This is a genomic window from Bacteroides sp. CAG:633 (genome assembly GCF_000435115.1).
In the GTDB taxonomy this organism is placed as follows: domain Bacteria; phylum Bacteroidota; class Bacteroidia; order Bacteroidales; family Bacteroidaceae; genus Bacteroides; species Bacteroides ndongoniae.
In genome coordinates this window covers 1-22,829 of sequence record NZ_FR883079.1, presented here as the reverse complement: position 1 = coordinate 22,829, position 22,829 = coordinate 1, and the positions used below count along the sequence as shown (strand labels likewise).

Here is a 22,829-nt window from a genome sequence, read left to right as displayed (position 1 = left end):
AGCCGACAGCCACGCGCCATCGGCTTCATCTATAAGAATACCTCCGGCAATCGTCCGCTGGACAGCTACGTCAATTCAGTGGATCAGGTAGAGCGCATCACAGGCATCGACTTCTTCCCCGCCCTGCCCGACGATGTAGAAAAGAAAGTAGAGGCAGAATACAATCTGAAACAATGGCAATAGCTATTTCTCATCCGTTAACGCCATATTGCGAAAAGCTGTTGGAGAAACTTTCAGATGTTTGCGTACATACTTCGAAAAAAAGGAAATATTCGGGAAATCGAATTCCATCGCTATCTCTTTGACCGACTTGTCCGAATACTTCAGTTCGAAGGCAATACGGTCTATTACATGCTCGTCGATAATGGCTAAAGCACGTCTTCCGCTGACTTTTTTTACAATACGCGACAGATAAGAAGGAAGACAGCAAAGTCTTCCGGCATAATAAGTAACCGAACGGTGACAACCGTTATCGGCCGAAACCTCTTCCATAAAACGGCGGAACATATATACCGGAGTCGTCGTTTTATCTCTATCTGTTCCATTTTCTGAAGCCATACACCGGTTTATGTCGGACAGCATTCCAAAAATAAGGGCGGCAAACAAGTGTTGCACAATCTCTTCACGATAGATGCTGGCTCCGTTCTTCAATTCAATACTTATCAAATCGACATAACGCAGCAGGTATTCAAAATCGCTGTCGCTAAGATGTTTCAGCGGATTGGACTTGACAAACCGAATGACATGCCACACATTGGTACTGGCCCGAAGCATCCGCCGAAGAAAACGGTCGGAAACACAGACAACTTTCATACGGCAATCGTCGCTTACCACAAGGTTTGTCAGCAAAGTACCAGGCAAGGTTATCACAAAATCATGCTCATGCAATGCGCAGAAACTGCCGTTCTGTTCCCACTCCACACAGCCCTCAATGCAAAATACCATCAGCGAAAAATCGAGTCTGACAGGTTCAGAAGTACACAGGCACTGCAGGCTTTCCGACACAAACAAGCAATCGTCAGCATAACATACCGCCTCGTTTGTGCCACGTTTCAGTTCATCGATACCAATACTTTCCACGTACTATTCTTACTTTCATTAATTACTGTTGATACTTGCGCACAATGGCCATAAACTCCTCGCCCGTAATAGTTTCCTTATCCAGCAGATAGTGGGCTGCCTCGTGCATGATGTCCAGATGATCGGAGATAAGCTTACGGGCTTTCTGATGGGCTTCGGTAATCATTTTCAATACTTCACGGTCGATGTCTGCCGCCGTTTCCGACGAACAGGTCAGTGAAGTATCACCACCCAGATAGGCATTGTTTACCGTTTCCAGTCCCATCATGTCGTATTTTTCGCTCATACCATATCGGGTGACCATAGCCCGTGCCAGGCGGGTAGCCTGCTCGATGTCGTTCGAAGCCCCCGTACTGACACTGCCCAGCACTACTTCTTCGGCAGCTCGTCCGCCAGTCAAGGTAGCAATGCGGTTGAAAAGATCTTCACGGCTCATCAGTACCTGCTCGCCTTTGTCCACCTGCATGGTATAGCCCAGCGCACCCGACGTGCGCGGCACAATGGTAATCTTGTGCACAGGTGCCGAATGGCTCTGCAAAGCAGCCACCAAGGCATGTCCTATCTCGTGGTAAGACACCGTTTTCTTCTCATCAGCCGAAATCACCTTACCTTTCTTTTGTGCACCTGCAATCACTGTTTCTACGCTCTCTTCCAAATCGGCAGTAATTACTTTATTACGCCCCATACGTACAGCACGCAAAGCAGCTTCGTTGACGATGTTGGCCAGTTCGGCACCCGAAGAGCCAGCTGTAGCCCGTGCCACCACATCCATATCTATCTTTTCGCATTTCACCTTCTTCAAGTGTACGGCCAGAATGGCTTTCCGTCCTTCCAGGTCGGGCAGTTCCATCTGAATACGACGGTCGAAACGACCGGGACGAAGCAGGGCTTTGTCAAGGCTTTCGGGACGGTTAGTGGCTGCCAATATCACGACTCCCTTACGACCGTCAAATCCGTCCATTTCGGTAAGTAGCTGGTTAAGGGTCTGTTCACGCTCGTCGTTACCGCCCAACCCTGTATCGCGCCGCTTGCCAATGGCATCTATCTCGTCGATAAAGATAATACAGGGTGCCTTTTCATTGGCCTGACGGAAGAGATCGCGTACCTTGGCTGCTCCCATACCCACAAACATTTGTACGAACTCCGAACCCGAAATAGCAAAAAACGGCACTTTAGCCTCACCTGCAACAGCACGTGCAATCAAGGTTTTTCCCGTTCCCGGAGGACCCACCAGCAAAGCACCTTTCGGCAGAGAAGCACCGATGTCGGTATACTTCTTAGGATTGTGCAGGAAGTCTACAATTTCGGTCAGCGTCTCTTTTGCCTCGTCTTGTCCGGCTACATCAGTAAAGGTAGTCTTCACATCGGCGTCGGCATAAATCTTGGCACCGCTTTTACCGAACGACATAAAGTTTCCTCCACTGCCCATACGCGACTGAATGGCTTTACTGGTCTGTCGCCAGATGAGGTAAAATATCAGTCCCGGCAATACCCACATCAGTATAAAGTTGAGCAACGGAGAGTTTTCGCGCGGGATAATCTGGTTGAAAGCTATCTTTCCATCCTTATTCGGACTCTTTGCCTGTAAAAGCCTGTCAACCAGTTGTGGATCGTTGATGGCACCCGTCTGGTAGGCTGAAGTTACATTACCTTCCCTGGCAGTAAAATAAATCTGTCCGCTCTTGATGACAACTTCCTCCACCAGTCCGCTATCTACCTTGGCAATGAACGTACCATAATCGGCCGGCTTAATCTGCCCGCCTGTTAAGGTAGGTACAATCAATCCGTTAAGAAAGAGTATTATCAAAATACCCATCAGTAATCCTACATAAGGATTCATACGTTTGGGCTGCTGGTTTTGCTGTTCTTGCTTCATATTTCTTTCCTTAAGTTTACGTTTTTGAATCGCAAATATCGCAAAAGCCACTAAGGAAAGAATTATCCAAAACAGACCAAGAGTGGTCTAAAAAACTCCGTTTAGAGAAAATAACATTATAAGAAACCAACAGATTTTACTTCAAGAATAGAGCAAATATTTTTTCCCAGTTAGGAAAAAAATATTTCCCAGTTAGAAAAAAATTTTTTCCTAACTGGGCAAAAATCGTTACTATTCTAAGCCGATACAGTTGTCCGGACGTCAGTAGGAAACACTTACTGCAAATCCTGCTTCTTTTACCAACGCACCAATGCGGTCGAGTTCTTCGTGAGTAGCTTTCGCCAGATCGTGGTCGGGCGTTTCGCGGTCGATGGTGTAGATCATTACCTGACGCGGAGCGATCTCTTTCACTTTCTCCAGCCAGGGAAGCACATACTTGTCCGACGTATTGTCCATGTCTTTGCCTTTGTAACTGCCTTTCAGAAACATCGTCTGAATGATGCAACGGCCCTTGAACGCTTTCATGCCTTCGATGATGTCGTTCACCGAATACCGGCCTGTAGGACGGTCGAGGTCGTGGATATAGGCTTCGTCCACGGTATCGAGCTTCAGGATGTTGTTATCTATTTTGTTCAGGGCTGCAAACACGGCAGGCTTGTGGATAAACGTGGAGTTGCTCAGCACGCTGACTTTGGCATTCGGGAAGTAACGGTCGCGCAAGGCCAGTGTATCGTCGATGATTTCGGCAAAGTGCGGATGGGCCGTCGGTTCGCCGTTGCCTGCAAAGGTCAGCACATCGGGAGCCGGACCATTTGCCTGCATATCCTGCAAACGGGCTTCCAACGCCTGACGTACTTCTTCACGGGTGGGACGGGGAAGCTTGGGACGGAAGTCTTCGTTGAAACCGCATTCGCAATAAATGCAGTTGAACGTACACAACTTACCGTCGGCCGGCATCAGATTGATTCCCAAAGATACTCCCAAACGGCGGGAATGTATAGGACCAAAGATGGGAGAAGGATAAATAACTGTCATTGCTATCTGTATTTATTCACATTAATTTATCTGGCAAGAGAAGTGTATTGCATATATACTTACACGCAGCAAAGGCGCAAAAGTTTGCGTCTCTACTACATCTCTCAACGCAAGAACATACAAATATATCCCTTTTATCCAACTTGCACAAGTTTATGCGATTTTAGTTTAGCCTGATTAAACCGGCAGTTTAGTGCCGATAAACCGACAGTTTAAAACCGATAAACCGGCAGTTTATTACGGACAAACTGAAAGTATAAAGCCTGTAAACTGACAGTTTATTTTTGATAAAGCGAAGATAAACTGATATACTGTTGTTCATCAGATACTTAACAGTTATTGCAACCGTAAGGAATAACAGCATCAGAACTTCAGGCGAAGCTGTATCTGCAAGTCTGTCTTCCGGTTACTGCGTATCAGGTCGTTGCCCGAACTGATTTCGTCGCGGTCCTGATAAACAGTCTGTCCGAACTTGGCTATCAGCATCAGCCAGTTGCGGAAGTCGTAGCGCAGGTAGGCTGACCAGCGGAAACCGCGACCGGAAAACGAAGGCGTATAGAAGGTATAAAGCAAGCCACGTTCGGAGGCATAGACGCGTGAATCGTAATCGTCGGTATGGAAATAAGTCCCCTGCAAGGATGCCGACAAGGGAAAACGGGGACAGACGTACGTACACAGCTGGGTGAACTGATAGCCCTGACGGCGATCGAAACGGTAGCCTCCCCCATCCTGCTGGCGGAAATGATTGTAATCGGCCGTAGTACGCAGCACGAAATTGCCGGGCATGTAAGTCAGGCGATAGCGCAACCGGTGGTGATAGATGGGAAGCGTCACTTCGCCGCTTGTCCCCGTTACGTCCCGTTCTTTCCGCTTGTAGCGATAGTTGAGGTACATGGAAAGATTCTTCTGCGGAGTATAGGTAGCCTGAAACATGAAGTCGATGCCCTGCGAAGGCTTGCTGATGCGGTACTTCCACCAGGGAAAGGAAAAGAAATCCAGCGAAGAAAACAGCTTCCAGCGGGCAAAGGGCGTAGCTTCGACAGCCAGATACCAGCCGTTTTCGTTTTGCGGAGTACTGCCCTCGCCAAACGAACGGGCAAACCATGCCCAATAATCACTGGAATAAAAACGATGGATAAGCAGGGCATGATAATCCTGCGAGAAGTCGTAACGCAAGCGGTTCAGCAAAGCATATCCTTTCGTACCGGTAGCCGCTTCGCCCGTCCACGAGAGTCGGCCCAAGCGTAAGCGATAGTCTATGCCCAGATTGTAGAAACGGGTGCCGTGCAAGTTATAGCGTGCATACTTGCGCAAGGCAGGTTCGTAAGGGCGGTCGAAGAAATAATAGATGCCCGTGGCTCCTACCTTGAACGCATTCTTTTCGTAGGTCACGTTTCCACCTGCCAGCTGCAAGGCACAGGCATTCCGTTTGTCGGCTTCTTTCTGCGTACGGTGCAGACCAGTCTTGGCTATGGAAACGATTTCTCCTTCTTCGACCGTAGCATCGAGCGTACGGTGGGAATAGAAAGCCGAAACATCGAGCGACGGCAATATGCCTACTGTAGCAGCTGCACCGCGGAAATAATTGTATTCGTCGGTAGAACTGTGTTTCTTCACTCCCCCGCTTCTGTATTCGGATGTAGACAGCGAAAACGATTTTCCCAGCCGGAAGTCGGTGCTCAGCACCAGCCCTTGCCCGAAACTCAGGCGATAATTGCCCAATGCCAAGGCTTTCAGACGGCCCAGGTTCTTCACCAGGAAATAGAAAGAATAGAAATCGTAGCCTTTGGCGTTGTGCAAACCGAACATCGGTTCGCCCGCATCTTTCTCGGCCGACAATCCCAGCTGCAGATAATCGCTGTAATGGAAGCCGTAACGAAGCGAATGGTAAGAAGGAGTTCCCAAATAGTTCTTCTCGTAACCTTTGCGGGTATAGAAAGGAATGTCCAGGCGCGTCAGTACCTCGTGCCTGCCATACTTCAACATCTTCTTCAGCGAGGGGTAACGGTTTTCTTTATCCGTCTGCCGCACACAGACGAAAGGCAGCAGCAATTCGATGGTCCGTTTATCCATCTCCTCTACCAGTTGCAGTTCGTAGACGGTCTGCATCTGCCCGTGAATGTAGACATAGGCCAGCAGATTCTCTACCTGCAGGTCGGACAGAAACGGAAACTGTTCCAGCTGCTCGCGTGTAGCCGTATTCAGGTTGACGGGTTCCTGCAAGCAACGGGAAAGTTCCTCCAGTTCGGCTTCCCAGCTGTAGTCCTCGTCTACGGCCAGCTGCTCCAGGTTTTCCTCCCAAAGCAGCAGATTTATTTCCTGCGATTTGTCAGGCTGCTGTGCGTACAGGGCAGATGCAGCCTGCAACATACAGGCAACCATCCCCCATCTGAATGTTTTCATGCATTATCGGTTAACAGATTACAGAATAAAAAGCGAAGTTACCTTAAATAAGTTAAGAAAGCAACGAAAAAACAAAATATTCTTATCGAATACGAAGAGAATGAATTAATTTTGCGGCATGAACGTGCGACTCTACATAGCAATCCTTGCCCTCTTCCTGCTGGCCGGAAACTGGTGCCATGCACAAAATCCCAAACAACCGGCAAACACAGGGAAAAAAGTCTACCTGACTCCTATGTGCATATACGAAGGAGATACGATACCGTACGTCCAGTTGCGCACCGTCTACATATTCAAGCCGCTGAAGTTCAAGAACAGACGCCAGGCCAACCAATACTACAAACTGGTACGCGACGTCAAGAAGGTGCTTCCCATCTCGAAAGAAATCAACCGGGCCATCATCGAAACCTACGAATACATGATGACCCTGCCCGACGAGAAAGCGCGCCAAAAACACATGAAAGCCGTAGAGAAAAGTCTGAAAGAACAATATACCCCACGCATGAAGAAACTGACCTTTGCGCAGGGTAAACTGTTGATTAAACTCGTCGACCGCCAAACCAGTTCGACCGGTTACGAACTTGTAAAAGCCTTTATGGGTCCCTTTAAGGCGGGTTTCTACCAGGCTTTTGCCGCACTGTTCGGCGCCAGCCTTAAGAAACAATACGACCCCACGGGCGACGATGCACTGACCGAACGGGTGATATTGCTGGTAGAAAGCGGACAATTATAGTTAATAAGTTAACAAGAGACGAGTTGACGAGAGACGAGTTGACAAGGATGAATAACTTCCATCCTTGTGGTCTTGTTAACTTGTTTCTCGTCAACTAACATTATTCCGGCTGCAACTCGCCTGCACTGGGCAGTTGTTTCCAACCTTCGCCAAAAGCATCGTAAGCATCGGTCACAACTACAAAGGCACGTGGGTCGACTTCTTTTATCTTCTGCTTGATTCCGTTCACTTCCTTGTAGCTGACAACCAGAAACAGCATTTCCTTGTCCGACTTCGTATAGAGTCCGCTACTCTTTATGCAAGTGGCCGTACGGTCCAGATCCTTGATAATATAATCGTGAAGAGCTGTCATCTTCATGTCGCTAATAACGAACAGCAGTTTATCGTTCTTCTCGCCATTGATGACGTAAGCCACTACACGCGAAGTAACAAATATCGCAATCAGCGAATAGAACGACAGATGCCACGACGGCTGATTGACATCATCCGGATTGCCGATGCCAAAGCCGATAACTACCAAACCAAAAGTAACCACCAAACCATCAACCAGCAAAATAGCACGCGAAAAACGAATATGGCAGTACTTCTGCAAAATCATGGCGACAATATCAGTACCGCCCGTGGTAGCCTGACTGCGTACCACGATGCCGCATCCGATACCAATGACAGCCGCACCAATGACGGAAGTCAGCATCAAATGGTCGGTCATGTCCATACAACCTCCCAACAACTGGGTAGGATCGAGCGCATGAAGTGCCTCTTCCGACGGATAAGAAAGAATGGAAAGCACGTTCATGACCAGCGGTGTGAAAAGCGCTGCCACAATAGTACGCGCCCCCAGCTTGGCTCCGAGCAGAATAACCGAAAGAATCAGCAACGGAATATCGAACATATAGCCGAATGTACCTACCTGAATAGAAGGAAATATATTGTGAAGAACGATACTGGCTCCGTACACCCCACCGGGAACAAGATTATAAGGATTGATAAAATAAACAAAACCTGCTGCCAGAATAATGCAGCCAATAAAAATGCCAGCCCACGAAATAATTGCCTTTTTCATATTTATCTTCTTATTAAAGTTTCATATACTGTTTTTTCCTATACTGAATTTCAACGGTTTACATACATAAAAATATCCGGTTGAGCCGTGCAAGTGTTGCTCGTGAGCCGTGCAAGTGTCGCTCGCGAGCCGTACAAGTGTTGCTCGCGAGCCATGCAAGTGTCTCTCGTGGGCCATACAAATGCCTGTTACAATTCCCTCAAATATGGCTTTTCCACACATACGGTTTCTTACATTTTATATATATATGCACCAAATATACAAAAAAGATAAATACCTGCTTATAAAGGAATCAACAAAATTATCGGCACGTTTGTTGCGGTTTTCAACCGGAAATTAACACCCTACCCCGTTCATATCTCCGAAAAGAATACCAACAGCCTTGTACAGACAAGCTGAGCAGCAGTCTACGCGTCGTTAACAACTTGTTGAGAACCGTGTTACTAATTTGGAAGAAGAATAAGAATCATACTCTATTTCAACGAAATACATCTGTTGATAACCATATAAACAAGATGTTCATTCAGCCCTGCATTTATGCCGTAACAAGGCACAAAAATGCCTGTCGGAAAATGTATCAACACACTTTTCAGCATTAAGAACAGATAAGTTGAAAACCTGTTGAAAAAGGCTGCGACTGCCTCCCTACCCTCTTATGGCTTCAGCTGCTTGAACAAGTCCCAGATGACAATACCTGCCGTAACCGATACATTCAGCGAGTGTTTGGTGCCGTATTGCGGAATCTCGATGCAACCGTCCGAATGGTCAATTACTTCCTGCTGTACACCTTTCACCTCGTTTCCCAAAACAACGGCATACTTCCGGTTCGGATCTAACTTGATGTCTTCCAGCATGATGCTCCCTTCGGCCTGTTCCACCGAATAGACTGTATATCCGTCTTTCTTCAGGTTATCAACCGCTTCAACTGCGTTATTAACATACTTCCAGTCGACAGTGAATTCGGCTCCCAATGCCGTCTTGTGCATTTCGGGATGGGGAGGAACGGCCGTAATGCCGCACAGATAAATACATTCTACCCGGAAAGCATCCGACGTGCGGAATACCGAACCAATGTTGTGCAAGCTGCGTATATTGTCCAGTACCACTACCAGCGGCAGCTTTTCGGCCTTCTTAAACTCCTCAGTACTAATGCGGTTCAGTTCGGTAATCTTCAGTTTTCGATGCTCCATGATGTATCAGTTTGAAATGTTTCGCATATGCGTCTGCAAAGATACTTTTTTCCGTTCACATCGTGGTTAATAACCGTTGAAAAGGTGTCAATACCGATGGGAAACATTTTCAAAAATATCTCTTGCATTATTCAAATCAACGTATATAGCAACAAGCCTACGAACATTGCAAAAAAGTTAAGAGGTATTTTCAAAGCTTGTTTAAACACATTTTTCAATAGGAATTCAGTGGTTCGTAAGCCTAAAGTTATTAACTTTGCATATTATCAACAAGCTGTTAAGTACTGACAGCCTATCGATATAAGAAGCTTATTATCAAAAAACATAAGCCGATAATGCCTGTTTAAAACCATTGCCACAAAACAACCCTTTGGACTAATAACTTCATGGGCAAGAAAAATCCCATTTATTTGTCCACACTATTAACAGGCTATCATCAGCATCAAAGAATTCTTCTTTTAAAAAGAGAAATTAAAAAATATAATTATGGATAATCTGATTAAAGCTATTGAGCAACTCAAGAAAGAGAAAAACGCAGTCATTCTGGGCCACTACTACCAGAAAGGAGAAATACAAGACATAGCCGACTATGTAGGCGACAGTCTGGCCCTGGCACAATGGGCTGCCAAGACAGAGGCGGACATCATTGTGATGTGTGGTGTGCACTTCATGGGCGAAACAGCCAAGGTGCTCTGTCCCGACAAAAAGGTGCTGGTGCCCGACATGGCAGCAGGCTGTTCGCTGGCCGACAGCTGTCCGGCCGAAGAGTTTGGTCAGTTTGTCAAAGAGCATCCCGGCTATACGGTCATTTCCTACGTTAACACGACAGCAGCTGTTAAGGCTGTGACCGATGTTGTTGTAACCTCGACCAACGCCCGTCAGATTGTAGAAAGCTTCCCCAAAGATGAGAAAATAATCTTTGGTCCGGACAGAAACCTCGGAAATTATATCAACTCTGTTACCGGTCGGAATATGTTATTATGGGATGGAGCTTGCCATGTACACGAACAATTCTCGGTTGAAAAGATGGTTGAAATAAAACGCGAGCATCCTGATGCCGTGATATTGGCTCATCCCGAATGCAAGGGTACTGTGCTGAAGATGGCCGATGTTGTAGGTTCAACAGCTGCTCTGTTGAAGTACGCTGTAGCCCATCCCGAAAAAGAGTATATCGTAGCTACCGAATCGGGCATTCTGCATGAGATGCGCAAGAAGTGTCCGCAGACTACCTTCATACCTGCACCGCCGGCCGACAGTACTTGTGCCTGCAACGAGTGCAACTTCATGCGTCTGAATACGCTGGAGAAACTCTACAACTGCCTGAAAGACGCAACTCCCGAAATAACGGTCGATCCCGAAATCGCACAAAAGGCCGTGAAACCCATCCAACGGATGCTTGAAATTTCGGCTAAATTGGGACTTTGATCCACTTTTTCGGTCAAATTATTGGTAAGTTCTAAAATTCCCTCTATTTTTGCGAAAGTGAAAAGGAGGGAATTTTTTTCATTATGACGAATCATAGCGATATCCGAAGTTCAAAGAACGTGAATGTAATGACGCACCGCAGGAGGATCTGAATCCTTTTGCCTGCTTGTCGTTTGCGTTTTGTTCTTTGAATGGTTGGACACTCTCCGGCGATTTATGTACTTGGTATAGGCATAAAGCATGAGGTCGGAAAAACGATGTGCACCTACGATGTTGGTGCATTTTTTATTTCTTTCTCTTTTTTATTCACTTTAAAACTTTATTGCTATGATTCATGAACAGAAAAACTGTCCATACCGTGGACATATGTATAGTGTGCCTTCATTGGCCAATAATGATGCAACGGCCCGACTGTCCGTGCTGAAACTTTCCGTCAACAGTCAGTGTATCACTTCGGGTGAACACGTTTCCCGTATTTTTGTCGACAAGGAAGTAGGAGAGCAAGCTTTGTCTTTGTCTCTTTCGCTCGGTTCGTGCGATTTTATGTGCGAACAGGACGAGGCAGAAGTAATCTTCTGTCTGTACCGCGAAGAACAACCGGAACCGGTTTTGCAGCTGAAGACTGCAATAGCAGATTTTGGCGAATATGTATGGAATATGACGTTGGAAGCCGAAAACTGGACTTATGGTAAATACTTCCTGGTGGCTGTAGGACTGGTTGAAAATTCGCTGGGATGTACATTCGACAAAATGAGCGGCTTCGTTTGTCTGCCGTTCACTGTGTTTCCTGCTGGTGGAACGGCTGGTCGTTCTGTGCCGGTAGAGGCTTCATTGATTCGTGTTTTCCGTGCAGAAACAGAACCTTTGTTTGCTTCGGAGGTAATGAAGCTGAAGCTTCGTTTTTCTGAAACCGTCGCTCCGAACAGTTGCTTCGAAGTGCATTGCTACACTTCCGAGTGGAAGCTGATGGCAGTAACGGAACGTTTTATTCCGGCTTCGCGTACGAATTTCAAGCAGGTGTCGTTCCGCCTGAATCCGGATAAGATATGGCTCGCAGGAGACTATTGGGCTGTAGTGTCGCACAATCGGGAGCCTTATGCGCTGTTGCGTTTCCGCTACGAAGGTATGTCGGTAACTGTTTGCGAATGCCGTCCGCTAGCTGCAACCGAAGACGAGTATTGGGTGGTGAAACAACTGGAGCGGGACGAAGAAAACAAATGGGAATATATCCGCGAGTTTAACGGGTTGTCTGAAGTTGTGCCAAGACTGGTGAGACTCTCCCGTATGAATGGTTTTAATTCTCTGTGCAAGGAGCACGGCGTCAGCGAACTTCAGCTGAATTCGTGTATGCTGATAACGGCATCTTCGTTGTTCGAATGCCGTCGGCTGGCCTTTCTTCTGCCGAAGTTTCTCGATTTGAATGTTTCCAGCCGTATACAGATAGACTGTGCCAAAACAGAAAAGTGGGAAGTCAATTCAGTAGATGAAGCATTCAAAAACAGGGAAGAAAAGCTTCTTGTTTTTTATCATATCGGTGCTTTAACAACCGAAGAGGGTAGTGAACTACTTGGGAAACTAAAAGAAGCACTGGCCAATCGTGCTGTATTTTCGGTGTTTATTCTTTGTGGAACAGATTCCGAAATGGAGGAGTTGCGCCGTTTTGCTCCCGAGTTGTTTGTTCGTTTCACCGAAGAAGGTCGGTTCGTTATCCGTCCTTTCTCATGGCAGGAAGTGGTTTATTCGCTTCGTAGTGCGGTAGGAGAGACATCGCTTCGTCTTTCACCACAGGCTGAGCACGAGTTGGTGTCGCAGGTGCGCCGGTTGTGGGAATACAATGTGTTTGCTTCGTGGTCGCACCAGGATGCGGACGCTTTTTTATCCGGTTCGCTGATTCCTTCTGTGCAGAAACGTTTGCAGGAGGCTTATTGTGAATCGGGCATAATGGATGCCGATGAATTTACGGTCGTACAGCCGTGTGATGTTCGTCTGAGTGAGCACTTCAATGTACAGTTAGCATCGGTTTCAACAGATGTTGAAACTTTTGTTGAAAACATCCGTCAACGCTTCGAAGAGAGCATGTTACCTATATATAATATGATAGGGCTAAACACACTGAAACAGGAACTGGAGGCTGTTTTCTATCAGGTCTGTTTCAACCGCCAGCGTAAGTTGCTGCATCTGCCGTCTGATGACGAAGGAACGTATCACATGATTTTTACCGGTAATCCGGGTACAGGAAAGACTACCGTCGCACAGTATATCGGAAAGATATTCCATGCCATGGGCTTACTGTCGAAAGGTGAAGTTGTAATAACGGAACGCAGCAAACTGGTAGGTCGTTACATTGGCGAGACGGAAAAGAACATGCAGGATGTGCTGGAATCAGCTCGTGGAAACGTACTGTTTATCGACGAAGCCTACACACTGTGCGATACATTGGACGACCGTAAAGACTTTGGTAATCATGTTGTCGAAAGTCTGCTGACTGTTTTGTCGCAACCTCATTCGGACATGCTGGTTATATTGGCTGGTTATGAAAACGAAATGGAACGGCTGATGCAAATGAATCAGGGATTGCAGGGGCGGTTTCCTTATCGTTTTCACTTTGATGACTATAGCGCAGACGAACTGGTGCAGATAGCCGGGCATTTTCTGGTGGGTAGGGGATATTCGCTCGAAGCGGATGCGGAAACTTTACTGAACGAAGTTGTCAGAGAAACATTGGACGGGAAGGACCGCTATTTCGACAATGCACGTTGGATAAAGAAATTCTTCACTTCAGGAGTATTTCCGGCAATGGCTATGCGTGTAATGAAAGAAAAACGGTTGCAGACAGAAGCGACCTGTTTGCAGTGCATACGGAAAGAAGACATAGCGTATGCAGCAGCCAGATTCCGGAAGCAGAAATCACCTGTATTGGTGCCCCGTCGCCGTATTGGCTTTATTGCCTGAAATAGGGAGAGTGAAAATAGAATGGATAGTTACAATATTCCCCGGATAATTATAGACTGATGTGTATCCGATTGGGTGATGAATATGTCATAATCTGTAATAATCCGGGGAATCTGTGATGAATGTCTTTAAATGGACTTCAAGAATTTGCAGAGTTTTTGGGTTGCTTTGGCACGATGGCTAATCTTGTTCTTTTCGGCATTTCCCATCTCGGCAAAAGTCTGGCTGTATCCTTCGGGAACGAAGATAGGGTCGTAACCGAAACCAGAGGTACCCTTCCGTACTTTTACTATTTCTCCTTTTACGATACCCTCGAACAGATGTTCCTTGCCGTCGAGAATCAAGGCGAATACTGTACGGAATTGTGCTTTCCGGTTTTCGACACCTTCCAATTCCTGCAGTAACTTTTTCATGTTGGCTTCGGAGTTGTGGGCATCGCCGGCATAGCGTGCCGAATATACTCCGGGTGCTCCGTTCAGTGCTTCTACTTCGAGTCCGGTGTCGTCGGCAAAGCAATCCATGTGATAGTGCTCGTAGATGTATCTTGCCTTTATCAGTGCATTTCCGGCTAGCGTATCAGCTGTTTCAGGAATATCAGCATGGCAATTGATATCTGCCATGCTGAGCACTTCTATCTTGTTTCCCAGGATGTCTTTTACTTCTTCCAGCTTGTGGGCATTGTTAGTTGCAAAGATGAATTTCTTCATACAATTGTAGTTTAGGTGGTTTGCGATTTATTTTCCTTTCAGTTTGTCGAATCCTTCTCCATAGACACCGATGACTGAACTTTGCGAGATAAAGGCATTGGGATCGATGTCTTTTACCAGGCGGAATATTTCGACTGACTGGCGTTTGTAAGCCAGTACTACCAATACTTTTACTTGTCCTTTGCTGTACCATCCGGTACCATCGAGTACTGTTACACCACGATGGGTTTCCTTGGTGATACGGTCGGCAATCTTTTCGTATTCTTTGGAAAAAATAAGGAATTGTACCGACTGCCGGGCGCTGTTCACGATGTAGTCGAGTACCAGTCCGATAATAAACAATGTTACAAAACCGAATATTACCCGGCGCCAGTCGTGGAAGATGAAGTAGCAGGAACTGATGATAACCACATCACAAGCCATAATCATACGTCCCAGTGTTACGTCACGATATTTGTTGATGATGGCAGCAATGATATCTGTTCCGCCCGTACTTCCGTTACAGTTGAATACCACTCCCAAACCGATACCGCACATGGCTGCACCAATCAGACAGGCCATGAAGTCCTGTCCCGGTCCCAGAATTTGTGGAAATGTACCGTCGGGGTTCTTGACCAGCCACTGAAAGAATTCCAGTAATATGGTCAGTACAAAGATGGCATACGTGGTCTTTATACTGAATTTAGGGCCTAATATCTTGATGGCAAAAGTCATCAAGACAGCATTGATAAGAAAATACGAGTACTGTATGGGGAAGCCGGTCGCGTAGTAGATGATGGCTCCGATACCTGTTGTTCCTCCGGTTGTGATCTGGTAGGGCAACAGAAAAGCTGCCCATGCCAGTGAATAACTGATGAGGCCGAGAGTGATCATGACATAATCCTTCAGTTCTCTCATCAATGCTGCTTTGTTCGGTTTACTGATATGCATATTAACAAAATTATTTCACTACAACGTTTACGATCTTCTTCGGCACTACGATGACTTTCACTACCGATTTGCCTTCCATCCATTTGGCTGAACGTTCATCTGCCAGAACTGTAGCCTGAATGGTTTCGGAAGTGGCATCAGTTGGGAATTCCATATTGAAGCGGGCTTTGCCGTTGAAAGAGATCGTATAGTTTATGGTATTTTCTACCAGATATTCCTCGTTGTAGGCTGGCCAGTGGGCGTCGCATACCGATCCGGTATTGCCTAACGTCTCCCACAACTCTTCGCAGACGTGGGGAGCGAATGGTGCAAGTACGATGATCAGCTGGTTCAGGATTTCCTTCTTGTTGCATTTCAGCGAAGCCAGTTCGTTGACACAGATCATGAAGGCACTGATGCTGGTATTGTACGAGAAGGTCTCGATGTCGCCTGTTACCTTCTTGATGAGCTTATGCAGAGACTTCAGTTCGTCTTTTGTAGCGGCTTCGTCCGTTACCTGATAGTTGCCTGTACGATCGTAGAACAGTGCCCAGAATTTCTTGAGGAAGCGGTGTACACCGTCGATACCATTTGTATCCCATGGTTTGGATTGCTCTACCGGGCCAAGGAACATTTCGTACATACGCAATGTATCGGCTCCGTATTTCTCGACAATCATGTCGGGATTAACAACATTGAACATCGACTTGGACATTTTCTCTACTGCCCATCCGCAGATGTATTTGCCGTCTTCCAGAATGAATTCGGCAGTATTGTATTCCGGACGCCATGCCTTGAAGGCTTCTACATCGAGCACGTCGTTCGATACGATGTTTACATCCACGTGGAGTGGGGTAGTGTCGTACTGGTCTTTCAGGCCCAGTGATACAAAAGTATTGGTATCTTTGATACGATATACGAAGTTGCTTCGGCCCTGAATCATACCCTGGTTCACCAGTTTCTGGAAGGGTTCTTCTACAACGGAGATGCCCAGATCGTGCAGGAACTTGTTCCAGAAGCGTGAGTAGATAAGGTGGCCGGTAGCGTGTTCTGTACCGCCTACATAGAGGTCTACATTGCGCCAGTATTCATCTACTTTCTTGTCTACCAGTGCTGTGTGGTTGCGTGGATCCATGTAGCGCAGGTAGTAGGCACTGGAGCCTGCAAAGCCCGGCATGGTGTTCAGTTCGAGCGGGAAAACAGTCTGATTGTCAATCTTGCTGTTTTCTACTACACAGTTGTTCACCGTGTCCCAAGCCCATTTGGTGGCATGACCCAACGGTGGTTCGCCTGTTTCGGTAGGTAAGAACTTGGCTACCTCGGGCAATTCCAGTGGCAGGCAGCTTTCGGGAATCATGTAGGGCATGTTGTCCTTATAGTAAACAGGGAATGGTTCGCCCCAGTAACGCTGGCGGCTGAAGATGGCGTCGCGCAGACGGTAGTTCACCTTGACACGACCCAAGTGATGTTCCTTGACGTATTTCTTGGTAGCGGCGATGGCTTCCTTGATGGTGAGTCCGTTCAGAGAAAGGTCACAATAGGGAACGGCATCGGCTTTCGGACTGTTGCAGACAATACCTTCTTTGGCATCGAAGCTCTCTTCGCTTACGTCGCAACCTTCGACCAGCGGACGGATTTCCAGACCGAAATGCTTTGCAAAAGCGTAGTCGCGAGAGTCGTGTGCAGGTACAGCCATGATGGCACCTGTACCGTAGCCAGCCAGTACGTAGTCGCTAATCCAGATGGGCACTGCCTCGCCTGTGAAAGGATTGATGGCATACGAACCCGAGAAGACACCGCTTACGCTACGGTCGCTGATACGTTCGCGTTCGGTACGTTTCTTGGTGCGATCCAAATAGGCTTCTACGTCGGCTTTCTGGGCTTCGGTAGTAACTTGCGGAACCAGTTCGCTTTCGGGAGCCAGCACCATGAACGTTACACCAAACATGGTATCAGCACGAGTTGTGAAGATGGTGAATTCCAGATCGCTGTCTTTCACCTTGAATTGTACTTCGGTACCTTCCGAGCGACCAATCCAGTTGCGCTGTGTTTCTTTCAGCGAGTCGGTCCAGTCGATGGTTTCCAGTCCGTCGAGCAGACGTTGGGCGTAGGCCGACACACGCAGACACCATTGGCGCATCTTCTTCTGAACAACGGGATAACCGCCACGTTCCGATACACCGTCTACTACTTCGTCGTTGGCCAGCACGGTACCCAGTTGCGGACACCAGTTCACCATGGTCTCGCCCAGGTAGGCGATGCGGTAGTTCATCAGCGTTTCCTGCTGTTGTTTTTCACTCATGGCCTTCCATTCGTCGGCCGTAAAGCTCAGCTCTTCGCTGCAGGCTGCGTCCAGTCCTTCGGTACCTTTAGTCTCGAAAGACTTTATCAAAGTACTGATGGGTTGTGCTTTTTGCAGTGCATTGTCGTAGTAGCTCTGGAACATCTGTTGGAAAGCCCATTGTGTCCAGTGGTAGTATTCGGGATCGCAAGTACGTATTTCGCGGTTCCAGTCGAATGAGAAACCTATCTTGTCCAGCTGTTCGTGATAGCGGTTGATGTTGGCGGAAGTAGTGATGGCCGGGTGTTGTCCGGTCTGTATGGCATACTGTTCGGCAGGGAGTCCGTAAGCGTCATATCCCATGGGATTCAGTACGTTGAAACCTTGCAGGCGTTTGTAGCGGGCGTAGATGTCCGAAGCAATGTAACCTAGCGGGTGTCCTACGTGCAGACCGGCGCCGCTGGGGTAGGGGAACATGTTCAGTACATAGAATTTCTGTCTCGTATCGTCTTCCGTTACTTGATAGGTCTTGTTATCTACCCATCGTTTCTGCCATTTCTTTTCAATCTCCCTGAAATTGTATTCCATACTTGTTAATAATTTATTGAAAACGTGTTTATATCTTACTTAATTCGGTTTATATCCTTGTTAATAAACCGATGCAAATTTACGTGTTTATTTTCAGATTTACTTATCAAGTACATAAAAAACATTGGGTTGCGTAGATACGTTGCCTACTTTTCTCGTAATTTTGCGCCCGAAAAAGAAATATTCTGCTTATGGACACTGCAAAAATGAAAGGTCACGTGGCGATGCTGGCCGCTAACAGCATGTGGGGACTGATGGCTCCGCTGGCCAAGTTTGTGATGATAGGGGGAGCAGTCAGCTCCTTGGTGATGACTGATTTGCGCGTATTCGGCGCGATGATTCTGTTTTGGATCTTTTCGTTTTTCCAGAAACCCGAACATGTGGGGCATAAAGATTTGATGAAACTTTTCGTGGCTTCGCTGCTGGCCATTGTTTTCAATCAGGGAAGCTACATTTTCGGGGTGGGAATGACTTCGCCCGTGGATGCTTCCATCATCACTACCAGTATGCCGCTGATAGCCATGATTCTGGCAGCCATTTTCCTGAAAGAACCCATTACGGGCAAGAAGATACTGGGCATCGCCGTGGGAGCATCGGGTGCACTGCTGCTTATTCTGGGCAGTTCGCAGGCTTCGGGTACGACGGTGAAGGGCGACAATCCGCTGCTGGGCGATGTATTTGTACTTCTGGCTCAGTGTAGCTATGCTTTTTACTTTGTGCTGTTTAAGAATTTCGTAACCAAATATTCGGCTGTTACGGTGATGAAGTGGATGTTTACCTATGCTTTCATCTGCTTGTTGCCTTTCTCGTACAGCAGTCTGCTGGCTACTGACTGGCTGGCACTTGACGGAGCTCGTATCGCTTCCATTCTTTTTGTAGTGGTAGGAGCTACATTCCTCAGTTATATCCTGATTATTGTCGGACAGAAGAATTTGCGTCCTACCGTGGCAGGTATGTACAACTACATTCAGCCGCTGGTGGCTACCATTGTAGCTATCTGTTGGGGTATGGATAGTTTCAACCTGACAAAAGTGCTTTCGGTAGTGATGATATTCGGTGGTGTCTGGTTGGTGACATCGAGCCGCAGCCGTGCCGAAATGGAGGCTTACAAAGCTGCCAAAGGTGATAAAGGAGTGGAAAAAGCAGAATAGGTCAGGACTATGAAAGAGAAAAATGAATGGGGATGGCACCTGGCGGCTATTGTTGTGGTGGGCATCTGGGGATTGACTTTCATATCGACCCGTGTGCTGATAGAGAACGGACTGACTCCGCAGGAGATTTTCTTGCTTCGCTTCCTGATGGCGTATGTGGGCATCTGGTTCATTTCACCCCGTAAGCTGTTTTGTCATAACTGGCGCGACGAAGGCTGGATGCTGTTGGGTGGCATAACGGGAGGTTCGCTCTACTTCCTGACCGAGAACACAGCACTCGAAGTGACGCTGACTACCAACGTAGCCTTTATCGTATGCAGCACACCGTTGCTTACTATGTTGCTTTTCAAGCTTTTTTATCGGGGCGAGAAGTCCGGCTGGCAACTGACGGCGGGTTCACTGCTGGCTTTGGTGGGAGTGGGACTGGTTATCTTCAACGGCAATTTTGTGCTGAAGCTTTCTCCATTGGGCGATTTCCTTTCGCTTGCGGCTTCGTTGAGCTGGGCGTTCTACAGCCTGATTATGCGCCAGATGTCCGGCCGTTACTCTACGGTGTTTGTTACCCGTAAGGTATTCTTTTACGGTTTGCTTACTATTTTGCCCGTTTTTGCCTTTCGTCCGTGGCAGTTTCCTTTGTCGTCGTTTGCTTATCCTGCCGTCTGGATGAATCTGTTGTTCCTCGGTGTGCTGGCTTCGTTGGTCTGTTTTGCGGCATGGAATGTCATTCTGAAGCGGCTGGGTACCGTCCGTGCATCCAACTATATTTACCTTAATCCTATCTTTACATCTATCGGTGCTTTGTTCTTTCTGAACGAACCTCTGACTCCTTTCGCCCTGCTAGGCGCCACATGCGTGTTGCTGGGCGTCTATTTGGCAGGGAAAAAGTAAATCTTCTGTATCGTTTTTTGTTAGAAAAGAATGTTGTTTTGTAAAGTTAAACTTCTGCTGTTTGTCAGTCGGCGTGTATATTGCTGTCCGGATTGAAGGTTTCTACCTGCTGTAGTACATATTCCTGCTGGTTTTCGTTCCACACGTAGGTTTTCTTGTCGGTCACCTGTCCTTGTGCATTGTAGGTGAAGTCCATCTTGAAAAGACGTTTCAGATACTTGCCTTCGTTCAGGGTATAAACTTCTTTGTTGGTCATTCGGTTGCCTTCCATTTTCACATTATATACTAAACTTGAAGCAACGCCTGCGGCCGAAATCAGAGTGGCCATGATGAGATTGGTAATCATATTCGTTTTTATGTTTTATAAGTTAAACTGTTCTTTGTTTCTTGTTTCGATGTTGCAAAGGTAGGGGAGAGTGAAAAGGATTTCGGTTAAGGTTACGTTAAGGTTAGGTTAATGTCGGAAACAGGGGCAGAAGGGCGTTTTATTGCCATGCAAATATTGCTTTTCTACCACACTTGTACGGCTCGCGAGTAACACTTGCACGGCTCGCGAGCCGTACAAGTGTCCCACAAATGAATTGCAAGTGTTGTTCACGAAGGATACAAGCGAGGAATTTTTATGGTTCACGTTTCACAGTAAACCGCTCATAATAAGCAGGTTGCTGTGAAACGTTATTTTTTGAGCCGTGAATAACCGGAATTTACTCCATCGGGTAGTGGAAAAGACCGGAGAAATGGTGAATTTTATGGTCTGAAAACTGATACGTAGCTTACGGCAAAAAGAAAACCGGAAAAAAGTTGTTGCCGGGCTATAGTTTTTTGAGTTGTCGATGGTCTAACAGGTAAAAGCAGAAAGTGAAATGAATACGAAAGAACAACAATTCACAAATATCATTAAGGAACATGAGCGGACCATTTATACCGTCTGTTACATGTTTTCGGAAGATACGGACGAGGTGAACGACCTCTATCAGGACATCCTCGTCCGCTTGTGGCAAGGCTTCGACAGTTTCGAGGGGAAAAGCGACATCAGGACATGGATCTATCGCGTCAGTCTGAACTATTGCATCAACTTCAGCAACCGGAAGAAGAAGCAGCGCGAACGGCTGAACCTCGGCAAAGGTTTCCACACGGATGGAAACAGCCTTGAAAAGAATTTGCAGATAAAGCAGCTTTATAAGCGGATCAACGCGTTGGGACTGGTAGACAGAAGCGTCGTCCTGTTGTGGCTCGAAGGCCTGAGTTACGATGAAATCGGCGCTATCCTGGGTATTTCTGTCAAGAATGTCTCGTTCAAGCTGGTCCGCATCAAGGAACAACTCAAAAAAATGTCTAACATTTAACAAACGAATCGTATGGAAATCAATATCGAAAAAGAACTTCAGACACTGAAATCGGAGTATAACGTGTTTAAGGAAGGGTTGGAAAAGCAGGAAACACTGAACGAAAAGTTTTTCAAATCCCTCAGGAAACGGCCTGCAATGGCCATCAGTAAGGAAATCAGAGACCGGATGCTGGGTGACGGACTGACGGTTCCTATGATTATCGTGATTTGTATTAACACAGACTGGCCCATGTTGTTTGGCATATTGGTGTCGTTGTGGGCGTTGGCCGACTTGGGCGTCAGCTTGTGGGTCAGCCGCAAGTTGGGCATGAACAATCTGTTGAACGACGATGTGCGGACGGTTACAGAGAAGATTACCGGTTATCGCAAATTCTATACGGGGTCGCTCGTGGCCAGTATAGTTCCCTTGACTGCTATGCTTACCTATATATTTATGCGACTGTATGACCGGGCGGACGATGCTGCCACTGTACAGCTTATCACCGTGTCGGGCATTGTTTCCATCGTCTTTGCCATTGTGGTAGCTTTGTTGCAATATAGAAAGCACGTGGAAAGGTGCAAGGAACTGTTGGATCAGTTCGAGGAGCAGTAGTCGATTTCTATATTCTCTCTTAATCTTCTACTATCCAACCCTCTATGCCCCGTTTCTCTTTGCTGAAGTTTACGCCTACCTTAAACAGTTTCCGTGAGTCGGAGGCAAAGGGCAGGGCATACTGCTTGTCGTTAATCTGTTGTAGTGCTTCTTCGGCGGTGCCGTCTAGCTTGAACTCCATGACATAAATGTACTTATCTGTCTTTACCACCATGTCAATGCGTCCGTTGGCAGTGTGATATTCGGCTTGCGTATAGAAACCCAGCAACTTAAATACGATGAAAAGCACATTCTGATAATGCAGTTCCAGGTCGCGTGCCAGTTCGTAAGGGCTGTCAGCAAAGAAACTCTGAAGCCGTCTGAGGAAAGCATCTGCATCACCCTGACGAACATCCTTGACGAAACTCATAATCTCGAACGATGGGTTGCCCGTCTCTAAATGGGCATAACGGGGTAGCAGGAATTTGGTAAAGCCTTCTTCTACTTCTTTATTGGGGAATCCTAAATAATATACTTGAAACTCGCGATCGTAACCCTTAATAGTCAGGTAACCGCTTTGATACAGGATAGGCACCGGATTGGTGTGCATCGTATCAATGCCTCCCAAC

18 protein-coding genes and 1 pseudogene are annotated in these 22,829 nt (G+C 46.9%); 8 read left to right on the top strand and 11 right to left on the bottom strand.

Features of this window, described 5'->3' with window-relative positions; genetic code table 11:
- Positions 1–183, top strand: a pseudogene (locus tag QVP67_RS08780) (DNA/RNA non-specific endonuclease); the annotation flags it as partial.
- Here QVP67_RS08780 and QVP67_RS08775 read toward each other — a convergent pair.
- From QVP67_RS08775 to QVP67_RS08760, 4 genes are all read right to left on the bottom strand, one after another.
- Positions 184–1,080 carry a helix-turn-helix domain-containing protein gene (locus QVP67_RS08775; protein WP_022163194.1) on the bottom strand — a complete coding sequence of 299 codons (897 nt, stop codon included), beginning with the start codon at positions 1,078–1,080 and terminating at the stop codon, positions 184–186.
- Between the two features lie 22 nt (positions 1,081–1,102).
- Positions 1,103–2,956, bottom strand: a complete 1,854-nt coding sequence (ftsH, locus tag QVP67_RS08770) for an ATP-dependent zinc metalloprotease FtsH (protein WP_022163193.1) — start codon at positions 2,954–2,956, stop codon at positions 1,103–1,105.
- 261 nt (positions 2,957–3,217) lie between these two features.
- Complete coding sequence (locus QVP67_RS08765) at positions 3,218–3,991, bottom strand: radical SAM protein (RefSeq protein ID WP_022163192.1); 774 nt, start codon at positions 3,989–3,991, stop codon at positions 3,218–3,220.
- Between the two features lie 363 nt (positions 3,992–4,354).
- A complete protein-coding gene (locus QVP67_RS08760; protein WP_022163191.1) occupies positions 4,355–6,394 on the bottom strand; it encodes a helix-hairpin-helix domain-containing protein in 2,040 nt (679 codons plus the stop codon).
- A gap of 118 nt (positions 6,395–6,512) precedes the next feature.
- Here QVP67_RS08760 and QVP67_RS08755 point away from each other — a divergent pair, with 118 nt between their 5' ends.
- Positions 6,513–7,127 (top strand): DUF4294 domain-containing protein, encoded by a 615-nt coding sequence (locus QVP67_RS08755; protein ID WP_022163190.1) that lies wholly within the window; start codon positions 6,513–6,515, stop codon positions 7,125–7,127.
- Positions 7,128–7,227: 100 nt separating this feature from the next.
- On the opposite strand, the gene QVP67_RS08750 is transcribed toward QVP67_RS08755, so the two are convergent.
- Positions 7,228–8,190: a YitT family protein gene (locus QVP67_RS08750; protein ID WP_022163189.1), complete on the bottom strand. Its 963-nt coding sequence runs from the start codon at positions 8,188–8,190 to the stop codon at positions 7,228–7,230.
- A gap of 653 nt (positions 8,191–8,843) precedes the next feature.
- Entirely contained in the window at positions 8,844–9,380 is a 537-nt protein-coding gene (locus QVP67_RS08745; RefSeq protein WP_022163187.1) for an RNA methyltransferase, read from the bottom strand.
- 486 nt (positions 9,381–9,866) lie between these two features.
- On the opposite strand from QVP67_RS08745, the gene nadA reads away from it, so the two are divergent.
- The gene (gene nadA, locus QVP67_RS08740) at positions 9,867–10,805 is read left to right on the top strand and encodes a quinolinate synthase NadA (RefSeq protein ID WP_022163186.1); all 939 of its coding nucleotides are present in this window, start codon (positions 9,867–9,869) and stop codon (positions 10,803–10,805) included.
- A gap of 327 nt (positions 10,806–11,132) precedes the next feature.
- Positions 11,133–13,757 carry an AAA family ATPase gene (locus QVP67_RS08735; protein WP_022163185.1) on the top strand — a complete coding sequence of 875 codons (2,625 nt, stop codon included), beginning with the start codon at positions 11,133–11,135 and terminating at the stop codon, positions 13,755–13,757.
- 128 nt (positions 13,758–13,885) lie between these two features.
- Here the strand turns inward: QVP67_RS08735 and QVP67_RS08730 are convergent, their stop codons facing one another.
- Genes QVP67_RS08730 through leuS form a run of 3 tightly spaced genes read right to left on the bottom strand, consistent with a single transcriptional unit; the run spans position 13,886 to position 18,242 of the window.
- A complete protein-coding gene (locus QVP67_RS08730) occupies positions 13,886–14,464 on the bottom strand; it encodes a non-canonical purine NTP diphosphatase (protein WP_022163184.1) in 579 nt (192 codons plus the stop codon).
- A gap of 27 nt (positions 14,465–14,491) precedes the next feature.
- Positions 14,492–15,394 carry a YitT family protein gene (locus QVP67_RS08725; protein ID WP_022163183.1) on the bottom strand — a complete coding sequence of 301 codons (903 nt, stop codon included), beginning with the start codon at positions 15,392–15,394 and terminating at the stop codon, positions 14,492–14,494.
- Between the two features lie 10 nt (positions 15,395–15,404).
- On the bottom strand, positions 15,405–18,242 hold the full coding sequence (leuS, locus tag QVP67_RS08720; protein WP_022163182.1) for a leucine--tRNA ligase: 2,838 nt from the start codon (positions 18,240–18,242) through the stop codon (positions 15,405–15,407).
- A 191-nt stretch (positions 18,243–18,433) separates the two neighbouring features.
- Between leuS and QVP67_RS08715 the strand changes: the two genes are divergently transcribed.
- The gene (locus QVP67_RS08715; protein WP_022163181.1) at positions 18,434–19,393 is read left to right on the top strand and encodes a DMT family transporter; all 960 of its coding nucleotides are present in this window, start codon (positions 18,434–18,436) and stop codon (positions 19,391–19,393) included.
- A 9-nt stretch (positions 19,394–19,402) separates the two neighbouring features.
- Entirely contained in the window at positions 19,403–20,281 is an 879-nt protein-coding gene (locus tag QVP67_RS08710) for a DMT family transporter (RefSeq protein WP_022163180.1), read from the top strand.
- A gap of 64 nt (positions 20,282–20,345) precedes the next feature.
- Here the strand turns inward: QVP67_RS08710 and QVP67_RS08705 are convergent, their stop codons facing one another.
- Entirely contained in the window at positions 20,346–20,627 is a 282-nt protein-coding gene (locus tag QVP67_RS08705; RefSeq protein ID WP_022163179.1) for a DUF3836 domain-containing protein, read from the bottom strand.
- Between the two features lie 517 nt (positions 20,628–21,144).
- Here QVP67_RS08705 and QVP67_RS08700 point away from each other — a divergent pair.
- Together QVP67_RS08700 and QVP67_RS08695 are read left to right on the top strand one after the other, a co-directional pair.
- Positions 21,145–21,627, top strand: coding sequence for an RNA polymerase sigma factor (locus tag QVP67_RS08700; protein WP_022163178.1), 483 nt, complete (start codon positions 21,145–21,147; stop codon positions 21,625–21,627).
- A 12-nt stretch (positions 21,628–21,639) separates the two neighbouring features.
- Positions 21,640–22,221 (top strand): hypothetical protein, encoded by a 582-nt coding sequence (locus tag QVP67_RS08695; RefSeq protein ID WP_022163177.1) that lies wholly within the window; start codon positions 21,640–21,642, stop codon positions 22,219–22,221.
- A 19-nt stretch (positions 22,222–22,240) separates the two neighbouring features.
- Here the strand turns inward: QVP67_RS08695 and QVP67_RS08690 are convergent.
- Positions 22,241–22,829, bottom strand: a 589-nt coding sequence (locus QVP67_RS08690; protein ID WP_288180054.1) for a PD-(D/E)XK nuclease domain-containing protein, incomplete at its 5' end; no start/stop codon positions are given.

Coding starts and splice junctions, on each gene's coding strand:
- QVP67_RS08745 (WP_022163187.1), bottom strand. CDS start 9,380: ATGGAGCATCGAAAACTGAAGATTACCGAACTGAACCGCATTAGTACT.
- QVP67_RS08750 (WP_022163189.1), bottom strand. CDS start 8,190: ATGAAAAAGGCAATTATTTCGTGGGCTGGCATTTTTATTGGCTGCATT.
- QVP67_RS08725 (WP_022163183.1), bottom strand. CDS start 15,394: ATGCATATCAGTAAACCGAACAAAGCAGCATTGATGAGAGAACTGAAG.
- nadA (WP_022163186.1), top strand. CDS start 9,867: ATGGATAATCTGATTAAAGCTATTGAGCAACTCAAGAAAGAGAAAAAC.
- QVP67_RS08755 (WP_022163190.1), top strand. CDS start 6,513: ATGAACGTGCGACTCTACATAGCAATCCTTGCCCTCTTCCTGCTGGCC.
- leuS (WP_022163182.1), bottom strand. CDS start 18,242: ATGGAATACAATTTCAGGGAGATTGAAAAGAAATGGCAGAAACGATGG.
- QVP67_RS08735 (WP_022163185.1), top strand. CDS start 11,133: ATGATTCATGAACAGAAAAACTGTCCATACCGTGGACATATGTATAGT.
- ftsH (WP_022163193.1), bottom strand. CDS start 2,956: ATGAAGCAAGAACAGCAAAACCAGCAGCCCAAACGTATGAATCCTTAT.
- QVP67_RS08710 (WP_022163180.1), top strand. CDS start 19,403: ATGAAAGAGAAAAATGAATGGGGATGGCACCTGGCGGCTATTGTTGTG.
- QVP67_RS08695 (WP_022163177.1), top strand. CDS start 21,640: ATGGAAATCAATATCGAAAAAGAACTTCAGACACTGAAATCGGAGTAT.
- QVP67_RS08730 (WP_022163184.1), bottom strand. CDS start 14,464: ATGAAGAAATTCATCTTTGCAACTAACAATGCCCACAAGCTGGAAGAA.
- QVP67_RS08760 (WP_022163191.1), bottom strand. CDS start 6,394: ATGAAAACATTCAGATGGGGGATGGTTGCCTGTATGTTGCAGGCTGCA.
- QVP67_RS08700 (WP_022163178.1), top strand. CDS start 21,145: ATGAATACGAAAGAACAACAATTCACAAATATCATTAAGGAACATGAG.
- QVP67_RS08705 (WP_022163179.1), bottom strand. CDS start 20,627: ATGATTACCAATCTCATCATGGCCACTCTGATTTCGGCCGCAGGCGTT.
- QVP67_RS08765 (WP_022163192.1), bottom strand. CDS start 3,991: ATGACAGTTATTTATCCTTCTCCCATCTTTGGTCCTATACATTCCCGC.
- QVP67_RS08715 (WP_022163181.1), top strand. CDS start 18,434: ATGGACACTGCAAAAATGAAAGGTCACGTGGCGATGCTGGCCGCTAAC.